Annotated in this window: 12 protein-coding genes; 3 read left to right on the top strand and 9 right to left on the bottom strand. The window is 47.4% G+C overall.

Annotated elements, in window-relative coordinates; all coding sequences use genetic code 11:
• Nucleotides 1-63 precede the first annotated feature (63 nt).
• The gene (locus OGV71_RS02815) at nt 64-768 is read left to right on the top strand and encodes an IS6-like element IS26 family transposase (RefSeq protein ID WP_001067855.1); all 705 of its coding nucleotides are present in this window, start codon (nt 64-66) and stop codon (nt 766-768) included.
• Here OGV71_RS02815 and OGV71_RS02820 read toward each other — a convergent pair.
• Nucleotides 714-1,676, bottom strand: coding sequence for a hypothetical protein (locus OGV71_RS02820; protein ID WP_286532565.1), 963 nt, complete (start codon nt 1,674-1,676; stop codon nt 714-716). The two genes, OGV71_RS02815 and OGV71_RS02820, sit on opposite strands and share 55 nt — an antisense overlap.
• A 1,052-nt stretch (nt 1,677-2,728) precedes the next feature.
• Nucleotides 2,729-2,947, bottom strand: a complete 219-nt coding sequence (locus OGV71_RS02825) for a hypothetical protein (RefSeq protein WP_007372345.1) — start codon at nt 2,945-2,947, stop codon at nt 2,729-2,731.
• A gap of 282 nt (nt 2,948-3,229) precedes the next feature.
• Between OGV71_RS02825 and OGV71_RS02830 the strand changes: the two genes are divergently transcribed.
• Nucleotides 3,230-3,553 (top strand): hypothetical protein, encoded by a 324-nt coding sequence (locus OGV71_RS02830; protein ID WP_007372343.1) that lies wholly within the window; start codon nt 3,230-3,232, stop codon nt 3,551-3,553.
• Between the two features lie 35 nt (nt 3,554-3,588).
• Here OGV71_RS02830 and OGV71_RS02835 read toward each other — a convergent pair whose 3' ends face one another.
• From OGV71_RS02835 to OGV71_RS02865, 7 genes are all read right to left on the bottom strand, one after another.
• The gene (locus tag OGV71_RS02835; RefSeq protein ID WP_016241543.1) at nt 3,589-4,452 is read right to left on the bottom strand and encodes a hypothetical protein; all 864 of its coding nucleotides are present in this window, start codon (nt 4,450-4,452) and stop codon (nt 3,589-3,591) included.
• A 240-nt stretch (nt 4,453-4,692) separates the two neighbouring features.
• Complete coding sequence (locus tag OGV71_RS02840; protein ID WP_223226822.1) at nt 4,693-5,067, bottom strand: hypothetical protein; 375 nt, start codon at nt 5,065-5,067, stop codon at nt 4,693-4,695.
• 171 nt (nt 5,068-5,238) lie between these two features.
• Nucleotides 5,239-5,637, bottom strand: coding sequence for a hypothetical protein (locus OGV71_RS02845; protein WP_016241545.1), 399 nt, complete (start codon nt 5,635-5,637; stop codon nt 5,239-5,241).
• 21 nt (nt 5,638-5,658) lie between these two features.
• Nucleotides 5,659-5,976 carry a hypothetical protein gene (locus OGV71_RS02850; RefSeq protein WP_009651680.1) on the bottom strand — a complete coding sequence of 106 codons (318 nt, stop codon included), beginning with the start codon at nt 5,974-5,976 and terminating at the stop codon, nt 5,659-5,661.
• An 87-nt stretch (nt 5,977-6,063) separates the two neighbouring features.
• Nucleotides 6,064-6,549, bottom strand: a complete 486-nt coding sequence (locus tag OGV71_RS02855; RefSeq protein ID WP_007372340.1) for a hypothetical protein — start codon at nt 6,547-6,549, stop codon at nt 6,064-6,066.
• Nucleotides 6,550-6,959: 410 nt separating this feature from the next.
• On the bottom strand, nt 6,960-7,826 hold the full coding sequence (locus OGV71_RS02860; protein WP_008786567.1) for a RepB family plasmid replication initiator protein: 867 nt from the start codon (nt 7,824-7,826) through the stop codon (nt 6,960-6,962).
• Between the two features lie 572 nt (nt 7,827-8,398).
• On the bottom strand, nt 8,399-8,647 hold the full coding sequence (locus OGV71_RS02865; RefSeq protein ID WP_016241546.1) for a hypothetical protein: 249 nt from the start codon (nt 8,645-8,647) through the stop codon (nt 8,399-8,401).
• Nucleotides 8,648-9,572: 925 nt separating this feature from the next.
• Here OGV71_RS02865 and OGV71_RS02870 point away from each other — a divergent pair.
• Nucleotides 9,573-10,691 (top strand): replication initiation protein, encoded by a 1,119-nt coding sequence (locus tag OGV71_RS02870; RefSeq protein WP_016241547.1) that lies wholly within the window; start codon nt 9,573-9,575, stop codon nt 10,689-10,691.
• The last annotated feature ends 1,355 nt before the right edge of the window (nt 10,692-12,046 follow it).

Here is a 12,046-nt window from a genome sequence, read left to right on the forward strand (position 1 = left end):
GGCACTGTTGCAAATAGTCGGTGGTGATAAACTTATCATCCCCTTTTGCTGATGGAGCTGCACATGAACCCATTCAAAGGCCGGCATTTTCAGCGTGACATCATTCTGTGGGCCGTACGCTGGTACTGCAAATACGGCATCAGTTACCGTGAGCTGCAGGAGATGCTGGCTGAACGCGGAGTGAATGTCGATCACTCCACGATTTACCGCTGGGTTCAGCGTTATGCGCCTGAAATGGAAAAACGGCTGCGCTGGTACTGGCGTAACCCTTCCGATCTTTGCCCGTGGCACATGGATGAAACCTACGTGAAGGTCAATGGCCGCTGGGCGTATCTGTACCGGGCCGTCGACAGCCGGGGCCGCACTGTCGATTTTTATCTCTCCTCCCGTCGTAACAGCAAAGCTGCATACCGGTTTCTGGGTAAAATCCTCAACAACGTGAAGAAGTGGCAGATCCCGCGATTCATCAACACGGATAAAGCGCCCGCCTATGGTCGCGCGCTTGCTCTGCTCAAACGCGAAGGCCGGTGCCCGTCTGACGTTGAACACCGACAGATTAAGTACCGGAACAACGTGATTGAATGCGATCATGGCAAACTGAAACGGATAATCGGCGCCACGCTGGGATTTAAATCCATGAAGACGGCTTACGCCACCATCAAAGGTATTGAGGTGATGCGTGCACTACGCAAAGGCCAGGCCTCAGCATTTTATTATGGTGATCCCCTGGGCGAAATGCGCCTGGTAAGCAGAGTTTTTGAAATGTAAGGCCTTTGAATAAGACAAAAGGCTGCCTCATCGCTAACTTTGCAACAGTGCCCATAAAGATAGGTGCGAAATTCCGTCACACGTCCGCCCACCAGCTTAATGGCCTCACTCATTCCGGCCTTGTTGATGGAAGCGCTACTGGTTTTCAGGTTGGGCAAACCGTACTGACGTGGGTTTTCTTTCTGGGTGCTTTCAGCGCCGGTCAGACGGCTCTCTCTGATTTTTCCATTATGCCGGGTCGGTGAATCGCCATTCGGATGTTCAGGAGATCGCCAGGTGTCTGCGGGAGGCGTATACGTTGTACCGTTCTTCTGGGCCATGTAGGCGAGCACTTCCCGCATATCAACACGGGTCTTTTTGCGCTCGGCAATACCTTCATCAATCTGACGTTCAAGATCCGCTCGCTTCTCTTTGTGCAGGCGGCGCGATTCCAGTACGGTTTCGTTATCATTCAGGCGTTCTACTATCTCACCGGTATTTAAATTCTGGTTTGCCAGTTCGCGCACCATGCTCAGCACTAAATCGCCCATTGGATGCCGGGTTGTGATACCCAGGCGCTCAAACGCCCGGTTGGTGATCTCGTTTCTGCGGGTTTGATTGGCCAGTTCCGTGATCTTCTTCAGGCGCTCGATTTCGGCAAGCTGTGCCCGCTTCATCAATTCGCTGCCGGTTAGCATGGCAACAATCTGAACCTGACTCTCACCCTTCAGTAAGTGCTCGGTGATGAATGTAGAAAGAGCTGCCCGCCCACCGTGATTTTTAGGGATACCCAGCGTGGCCAGAATGTCTCTCTTTAGAATATTACGCAGGTTAGCGGCCTTTTTTTCCGCTTCATGTTTGGCCTGCATGTCCCGGCTATGCTGCTTACGTTCGGCCCGGGTTTTCTTCACCTTCACTTTCGTCGTCACTACTCTTTACCTGGCAGGGCATCATCATCATTGATACCGGTCGCGGAGGCCTGCGGTCGTTACCTATCCCCCGCCGCTGGCCGCACATTTGATGGCGAGAGTATACCTGCTCTGTCGGCAGCGCGTCTTTTCTTGTCTTCATATATGCAAAATTAGTCCAACATACAAATGCGATCAGGGTCAACACCCCCGCGTCCACCCTGCAAAGCGCCCTTGACCTTTATACCCACTGAAACCCTCGCGCCCCCGGCCCCTCTTTTTTTTCTCTTTTTTTCTCTCTTTTTCTCATATTTTCTCGCATGGCTCATCCAGCGACCGGAGTCCCTATGTGGGGTTTGCAGGAACCGGACGGAAAGACCGGCACGGCCCGGTTGCCGCAGGCGGGGGAAATGGCCAGACCGGGCACGGCGGTTTCTTTTTAAAATGGTGGGCCCGGGCAGAATGGTTACCCCGGGCACGGGCCCGATCCTGAAAACGACACGGAGGTTTCAGGTACGGCTCCCCTTTCTGCCCCAAGCGAAGCGCAGGGGCAGAAAGGGGAAGTTTATTTGTATGTTGGACTAATAGAGGGTGATTTACGTGAATTCTGCCCGGGTTTTCCCGGCGATTGGAATCCATCACCGATATTCTTCCCTTTATCCTAATACCGGTGATGGCCACCGGCACAAAATGCAGGGTGTTCCGGCCCGGCGAAGATGCGGCCGCAAACCAGCACGAAAGTGTCGGTCGGAAAAAGGTGAAGCCAATGCTGGTGGCCGCACGGAATTCAGGCGGGCACTCGACGTTACTCACCCACGACTCCGGGTTAACGGTTCGACTCCGGGTAGCCTGGCCCGGGTGAAGCCCGGGGCAGGCTACCCTGTTTTTGTATGTTGGACTATTTTGACGGGTACTGGAGCAAACCACTCTGCCACACGATATGGCATTTAGTTACCGCTCTTGCGGTTCATGGATGAAATAGTCGGTTCTGTCAGGAGGGAGTCAGGGAAATGTGAAGAACCGAAATGGCCACGCTGAAAGATCATGTAGCCAGTTCAGATAAGCAAATTGAGTTAACGCCCTCGCTCATACCGCACCAGCTCTTCAGGTTTAGACAACCACTCTGTAATCTGGTGATCATGCATTGACGTATCGTATTCAAAGTCTGGCGGATAATACATATCGCCAACAAACCACTCTTCCTGCTTTAATTCATCCTCATCTATATCACAACCGCTATCAAGCCAGTCCCATCGGCCTCTTTTGTTAAAAATCACTCTCCCATTCGGCATAAAAGCTCCTTATTCAGTCAGATGGTTACGGTCTCGATATCTCGATGCCAGGTTAACATCGTTCACCAGTTTTACCACGGCTGGACGTTCGGCTTCAGTCCAGGAATCAGGCTGATAGTACACCCGCAGCGATTATCATCAAACTACTTCGCCTCTCAATCCCGCGCTCTCAAATTTCTGTTATGCATCATGCCAGAGTACAATATGAGGACACTATCGCCGGAATATTACCGACCGCCCCGACGATTAACGTTACCGGCCTAAGCTGAGGAAAATGGTTCTATGAAGTCATTTCTGATCAAAATGTCAAACGCGCATAACGAACACATCCGGGAAGTCGCTTCCGTGGATGAAGCTATTCGTATCGCATCCGAAAGAGCAAATGAAGGTTTCTGGCTTCCACCCAGCCGGGTCTGCGAAATGAGCAAGGAACATGAAGGCCGGTATACAGTCGGTGATGATGGCTGGTTCCGCCCCATCGAGCTGGCGGTTCCAGTCGAAATAGAAGAAGTGAAGTCGTCCTACGGGAACGGTGGTTACGACATGATTTCCGTAGGCAAATGGATCCAGACTCAATCAGGCTGGCAACCGTCACCGGCTGTCTGACTCTCCTTTTGTTTCGGTGGGGCTAGAGTGCCCCACTATTCTTCCGCTTTACGCTCGCGTTTTTCTTTGTCGCACTTCACTTTTTCATAAGCCTTGCCAAACCACTTAGGCTCTTTTCCCATCCCCGAATAAGATAGTCCTTCCGGCAGACTCTTCCAGAACACCGTTATCGCCTCGGCAAATTCTCTAAACTGTTCCTCGGAAACTTCAAGTTCTTCGTGGCGAGCTGGTCTCTCTTGCGGATAACCTTCGCATTGCCATACTGAGTAGTACTCCGGGTGAGCATTAACCAGTTTCTGGTGGGCATCACCATCTCCATGTTTATAAACGTTGACAACCTGATGACATGCACTGATTAACGGGAAACATGGCATGTTTCGTACTTCAATACCCAGCCATTCCATCAAATCCATAAGCCTCGGAAAACTGAGGTTCCAGATCAAATCTGATATCACAACCATGTCGAGCCACCGCCAGCTTCTGGCCTCCCGGATAAGCAGATCTCGTAATGCCTTGTCAAACTGGTGGTACATCCCAGCGGTCAGGGAAAGCGTGACCGTGACCTTCATTTCCCGCAACGCAACCCAGTGGCAAGCTTCAATCTGTTCAATATTCTCGTATACGTCACTTTCGTCGTGGTAATCAGGATTGAACCAGTCTCCAGCTGACTCTATAAATGACTCGCCTTTCTTTGTCGCTTCACTCCTGATCTCCACATCACTGAACTGCGACAGCAAACGTTCCTGCGCTTGTTCAGCGTAAAAAAGATGCGGGTTAAGCACCCACGGTCGGTCAATTGCCGCAAAGAAAAAGATGTTCCATCTCGGGTCGATAATTTCTTTTTCAGCATCAACAGCTGGCGCTGATACACTGCGGTTTGATTGTTTTTTTCTACCCATACCACTATCCAAATTAAAAACAGACGAAAAAAAACCGTCCAGCTGGACGGTTAATATCAAAATATCCTTCAGAAGTCTGACACGGGTCAGGCGCTAACCCGGGCAGTCGCTACTCACTAATTAAACCCCGCATAGGGGAAAACAATATTTTGATACTCCGACAACGCACCCCGCGATGGGGGAAGGTATGTCAGGCCAGTCTAACAAACCCAAAGCTCGTTGCAACCGCCAATCAGTGACTTAATCCTGGCAATCCTGATCATCAGTTTCAGTTCCGCAACTTAAGTAATCCATATTTAAAAACATTTTGTTCCCCGAGCCTGCCAATGCAGACAGACCTGAGATTTTACAGATCACGACAATCGACGGTACGCGTTTATAAATCTCGATTTCGCTTTCCCAACTTGACGCAAGATACCTTTCAAGCTGAAGTTCAGGGGTTACATCAACAGGTTGAATTCTGACCACAAAACCGTCTTTTCGCCCCTCATTGCGAAGAGATGTTAGCTGTTTTATCTCTGCATCGTTGAGTGTGGAAAATTTACGGCCATTAAGAATATGAGAGCAAAAATTGAAGCCAGTGATATGAGATGAGCCACCAGTTATCGATTCCAAAATGCTTGCATATTAGCTATCTGGGGGTTAGGCTCGCCTGTTTGCGGAGTGGATTCACATAATTCAAGGAGTCTTTCCAATTCCGATTTGGAATCACCCATACCCAATTCATTGCAAGGAAAAACATTGTGATTATTATTCATGAAAACTCCGTAGCATTAGATTTGAAGGCTAGTTTTCAACACTATGGGATCCCGAAATAAGTTCTCCCCCCCGCTCCCGGTAAGCTTTCGTTAATACCGCATAACTTTCTGAATTAACATGCTCATCAACCCCCGAACAAATCAGCCGGTTCGTCGGTGCTTCAAAAGCGTGGCGTTCGTATTTTTCGACCACGCGACAATCTTCCGACCATCTCTTGCCGAGCAACAAATCATTTGTGGTAATTGATGGAAACATCATCAATGCAAAAATTCCCCCAAGACAGCCTATTGGCACGAGCCACATGCAAACGATCTTGTTTTCGGAGCGTACAAATTTCAACCCGATGGTAGCGCCTATGATAGTCACGACAAATACCACCAGCAGAATTTTTAAGGGTAAAATCAGATCTGCGGCATAAATTAGCATTAATCATATCTCCTTAACTTTTCAATATTTGGTTCCTTCAAAAAGCCATCCATACTTTCCTTCATCTGGATGATCTGTCTTGTAGTTTATCTGGCAAGTGGTGAACTGACGCATCCATTCTCGTGACCTAAAAAATTTCCCACGAGGAAGTTTATCGCCAGGTAAGCATTGTTCAGCCCATTCGACAAAAGCAGGACAAACCCCCTTAAAGTGAGGAATAACAACTTGCGTGGCTTCTTTACGCATTACTGCTGACTGAATGGTTTTGGGATCAATCGTCATGGCTTCACAGGCTAACCCGACTTCACAAACATTTCTATTCTGCTGATGTTCTGTCATAGCGCCTTCCAGTTGAAGTTAAGTAGGGTCAGTTTGGATTTGAAAATTGTTGTACGGTAAGCCTGTTCTTGAACCTGCTTCGTGATCTTATGCCCGTTTGATGGCCACGGACTGACGCAAAAGTGCAAGAACGTCACTGACACTCATATCCCACGCATCCGCCTGCCGTTTCAGAATAAATGCCCCTACTTCCATTCTTTGGGCATGGTTCAACATATGCGTCAGCATATCCCCACCATGAGAAAAGTTTATCCCGCAGCCGGATGCACCATTGTTGATGAGCGTAAAACCTTTGTTTTTATCGGTTCCGTGAAAGTTTGCCCTCATCTCCTTTTCCAGCCCGAACAATACCGCGCAACATTGAGTTAATTCATAGCGATTCAGCTGGATGACGCGCTTAAGCTCCCATTGGGCTTCTTTTGCGCCATCAGCAATCGGAGCCATAGTGATGTTCACCGTGGGAAACGCATCCTTACCAGGCGAAACCACATATTGAAAATCAAGAGCAGTACGTTTTGCGCCCGTTTGCCGGTCTGCATAAAGCTTCAGCTGCTTACCAAATGTCGAAGTCATAACTATCCTCCAGAACTTAATTTACCCTGGTCATTCCAGCCGACAAAAGATTGTCGGGTTGTTTTCTACAGGCCTTCCCTCTCAATCCCACCGGGTATATTTTCCCCTTCCCTCTCGTTCCCACCGGCGATAAAAACTGTGCAGATTAAAAAAGTATCTTTTTGGGATTAGGCGAACAGCAGTAATTATAAAGAGGAGTGTTATTTTCTTTATTTTTCATGGTAATACAAGTTGTATTCAATAGAGGCCTGACGCGCCCCATCAGCTTTTCAGATGTAAATGGGACTATTTATCCTTTAGCGACTACAAAATCACGGGTGGGTTTGAGAGGGAAACGTCAACTTAGTGTTTTTGACCGGTGGGAATGAGACAGCACATTCCCGGAACCGGGCAAAAAGACGTTTCAAACATCAGGAACCTGTTAGTTTGGGATTCCGATCCGTGATCTGAATGGTGGGTACGCTGGTGTCCACCAGGTAGTAAAATTTCAGGTAACCGATGCTGGCAAGCACATCGAGAGCAGTTCGCATTTTCCGGTTCTGTTCGGCAATGCGCCCATTGAGCAGTAAACGCTGTCGAAGTCTGTCAAAGGTGATCGGGGCTGGATGTTGAGGTAGCGCTTCAAAAAATGTATAGAGCGCCTGAGCCGTTTCATTCCTGGTAAGTAGCTCCAGGGGTTTCTTCCGCAACAGAGTAAGATGATCTGAACGGTACAAATCCCAGAGTCGTTCGTCGGCTTCCAGGATGATGTAATCACTTTCACCATCAAATTCCGCCTCTTTCAGCAACCCGGCTACTTTGAACTTGGTGATCCCCGGGTTCTTCTCAAACCGAATGCTTTTTGAGCGAATCTTCGTCAACGAATCGGCTATCTCATTGCGCAGTTTCGTGCTGTAGCGTTTTGATGGGTAGCCGCAGAGTTTGGCAAATTCACTAAAGGGCATTTTAATCCGGTTACCTTTCAGCGCATCAGGCGATACGCTGAAGGAATGGACGATTGCTGTCCAGCACCGGAAGTCCTGGAAATAATTCAGCATCGGGCCGGTGATCTTTATGTCCGTGTACCCTTCCTGTTTTGCAATTTCCAGACTGGATAGCGCTTCCGTCACGTTTAGCGTGACCGTTGCCTCTGTTCGGCAACTGGGAGTAAAAACGCCCAGGCGGAGCAGTGATACAGGTTGTACTGATGAATTTTTTGTCACCGTCAGCTTTCCAGTCGACGGCTGATTGAAGTCGGGAATAGCGTCCTTGAAAAGAAGAACTTCATTCGAGTTCATCGTGTGGATCCCCCAGTTTTATTGTTATTTTCCGGGTATCTTGGAATGCCCAGTCCGGGCGAATGTATCACGGTGATTTTTATTGATCATGAGAAATAGGGGTCATTTAGTCCCCATTTATCGGGTATTGGTTTTTATTTGTACTAAATCAATACGTTATTTCAGAGATGAATCGGATAAATGTCGTTGACATCAAATTTTTGATCTGCTGCCAGTGTGGACAAAAAATGAATACCGATCACCTATTTTTGAGATTTGTTACGTATGATTATGTTTTTATTTGATGTTTTCATTAGCACAGCAGATGTTGATAATTAAGTTCCTTTCCCCTTCCAATCCCACCGTTATTCCCTTTGAACACCACCAGCTACCAGGCTAACCCCACCGACAGCCCTTCAGAGCTCACTTTTTTCCCTCTCAACCCCACCGGGGCAGGTCTTCAGAGCTTACCAGCTGCGGGTTTGCGGGAGCGGGGATCTTTTTGGTTCTATTTGGTCTTAATCTGGATCGATCTGTTGATCTACCCGGTGGATATGTGGATTAGTTGAGTCACGTCCTTGTTACTCGGTTGCTTAAATTTGGCCACTACGAACTGTCTCAATACCACTCTGAACAACATCCCAGTTGATACCGATATCACCATCGTGAGTTCGGTCTATCAACGCTAAGGTCGACTCAGCTTCGCTAGCTGAAACCTGCGGCATGTTTCGGTCTATTGCTAACTCCTGAACATCAGACTTGTACCAGACACGGACTAGCACCTTTTCGTCAGGGTTCATTTTTTGCAGCTTTGCGATAATTTCTTTTGCAGTTGCGTACATGTGAGTGCCTCTTATCGTTTTGTTTACACAATCAGTAAAGCACCGAGTCAGTAGCTGACGAAGGCAAAAAAGATACTTTTCCACAGGACAGTTCCAATAAAGAGATCCCAAAGGTGCAACGGAGTACAAAAGAGATCCCTGTACGCTGCAAGCCGCATGGTTACTGGGCTCAAGGGCATTTTATGACAATGGTAATGACTTTTTTGACATTGGTAATGATTAAAATGACATTGGTAGTGACTATTTCGACGTTAGTAGTGAGTATTTGTGACAATGGTAGTGAGTTTTATTGTGTGATCTGAAGGTATAACTCTTAAAGAGTTTTGAGTATATTTCTATTATAATTCATATAGATACCATCTATCACCTGTATGATGAAACAAAATTATTAAAATCTTATCCACTGTTTTCTATACGCATTTTCCTTTCATGCCCGTACATATTTTCGACAATTTAGCTATTCGATGTTGATTTAACTCGAAGAGAGAATTTATCCCCATTTTCCACAAGGTAGTTCCAATAATTAGTACCTTACGAGTTCCCATAGATCACAAGAGATCCCCGCAGCTCGGAAGCCAGACGGCACAAGGCCTGGAAGCCAATCGGTGACAACGGTAGTGATTATTTTGACATTGGTAGTGAGTTTTTTAACGGTAGTAGTGAGTTTTTTGACAACGGTAGTGATTGCGGCGACAATGGTAGTGATTTTTTAAAGGATCTTTTTCACCGGAATTGATCCTTTGTTGATAAACTACGTATGTATTTGTTTTTATGTGAATTTCAGAGTTTTATATTTAGTCGTGGCGTTTTTTTAGCCTGGACTTATGCACAATCTGAGATCGTCGCAGAGATCCCTTAAGTGACACTGAGGGCTTTGGGCGATAGTATTCAATAATCTGTTGATTAATACAGTCGATAAACCACTATGACCAATGAGAAAGATTCTGAGCAGCAAGGCCAGATGGTTACCAGGGCTTTCTCTGTAACAGAGAGAGAGACAGGTAAAGAAATTATTTTACGTCCTAATAGCAGCAGGACGGTTCAGTCTATCGCGCTCATGCGCCTTGGGTTGTTTGTGCCATCACCAAAAAGCGTTGGCCGTCAGAGTCGTGAATACAAAACTGTTGGCTTTGATGCCACGAAAGAACTACAGACACTTTCTTTGATGGAGAGCGAGGGTTTCACCAATATCTCGATCGTGGGTCAGCGCCTCGATATGTCTGTTGACTTCAAAACGTGGATGGGAATCATCCGAACGCTAGCTAACCATCCGATTGATAACGATAAGATCAGCCTCAAATTTACTGAGTTTCTGAAGCTCTGTAACCCTGAAAATTATCGTTCCTCTACCGCATCCCGTAAGCGTATCGACGCGTCGTTACGCAGGCTGGCATCCGTGATGTTGTCCTTCACCAGCACCCACTCGTCAAAGGTGTATACGACGCACCTGGTGCAGTCTGCCTTGCTTGACCCGGACTCTGATCAGGTAGAGCTACAGATAGACCCTAAGATATTCGAGTTGTATCAGTACGACCACAAGGTTTTGATGCAGCTGAAGGCTATCAAGGAACTGGCGAAAAAAGAGAGCGCACAGGCGCTTTACACGTTCATTGAGTCACTTCCACCAAATCCAATCCCGATCTCCTTAACGAGACTTAAGAACCGATTAAATCTTAAGACCCGTGCCAACAGCCAGAACGCCACAGTACGTAAGGCATTGGAGGAGCTGGCATCCATTGGTTACCTTCAGTACACCGAAGTAAAAAAAGATGGGAAGGTTTATTTCCAGATCCACAAACGCGATCCTGATTTGAATCTGAACAATATCCAACCACCACCTGATGGTGATGGCGAGGGTGATGCTGATGAGGAGAACAATGGCACGTCGGGTAAAAATAATGGTGAGCCACTGGAAGGTGAATTGTGCCCACCAGATGAGCCCATTGATGGGGATGAAACGTTAACCATCCATGACTTAACAGCTGAAGAACTTCACTACATTCGCAGCCTTAGAAGCCAGAAAAAGAACAATCCCGCCAGCTAGCATTCCCTCCGGGCTGTCAGATGACGGCCTGGAACCCTCCCTCCCTGCACATCGTCAGAGAATCCTGTTTAGCTTAATGACAACGGTATTGAGTGACGCGGTCACTACTGTTGTCATTGCGGGGTGACCACTCATGACAATGGTAATGAGACTAGATAGCTCACTACTGTTGTCATCATCGACATCTCTCCAGACCAGCTTCTCAGGGAAGGTCTTACACCGCTCACTACCATTGTCGGAATCGCCGGTACAGACAAATCGCTGATACCCATGACACCATGACATCGGCAATGAGTCTTGGCAGCTCACTGCTGTTGTCATCATCGACAACTCTCCAGAGCAGCTTCTCGGAGAAGACCTCATACCGCTCACTACCATTGTCGGCATCGTCAGTACGGATTTATCGCTGATTCCCATGACACAATGACAACGGTAATGAGTGATTTGACTCACTACCGCTGTCATTTGCTCCCGGCGCATTTGAATGACCACTGTATTGACTAAGAATACTCACTACCGTTGTCATTCATGATTCAGACCAAGTTCTTACTGCTCCACCAGCACAATGACAACGGAAATGAGTTCTGTTGGTCATTACCGTTGTCATATGCATTCCAGGTTAATCAGGCCTTTCAGGTAGCTATGGTAAGGATTCACTCGCCGTACTGTCTGCTCGTACTTGAGGGGCGGGATGAATGACCGTGGTAGTGACCGCGTCACTCCCTGTCGTTGTCGTTGTATGAATACATGGCCTGTCGGTGACAATGGAAATGAGTCCAACCGCTGTCGTAGCTAACCTGATTGGTCAATGACAATGGATGTGATTTTTTCAAGTCTCTACCATTGTCATCGTTTCCAAGTACATTTCAGTGGGGTCGTTCCGGCGATGACGAATCAAGTGAGTGCGGGATCACAACCATTGTCGAGGCACAACTTGCCGGTTGTAGCCATACCGAACGCTGCGACAACGATAGTGATCTCGATCACTCATTACCGTTGTCACCAGGCGGATGGTGAAGCACCAGAATCACTACTGTTGTCATCTAACATTCTGCTACCCATGCAACCAATGACGATGGTAGTGAGCAACGCCGTCTACTTGCTGTATATAGGGATAGTATGATGAGCCATAACAATGGTAATGACTCACTACCATTGTCATAGTTCCTGTACTTGATTGCCGGTAACCAGACAAGGGTTAACCATTAAGTCACTACCGTTGTCATTACAGAAAGGTACTTTCCTTAATTGTCATTACCGTTGTCGACCATGCACCCTCTTACCAGTAGTAACGGTTCGTTAATTATGTGAAGGTGATCATTACCATTGTCACTGGTTACACTCCCGGCAGATTC

Source organism: Citrobacter sp. Cf088 (assembly GCF_030334295.1).
GTDB classification, from domain to species: Bacteria; Pseudomonadota; Gammaproteobacteria; order Enterobacterales; family Enterobacteriaceae; genus Citrobacter; species Citrobacter freundii.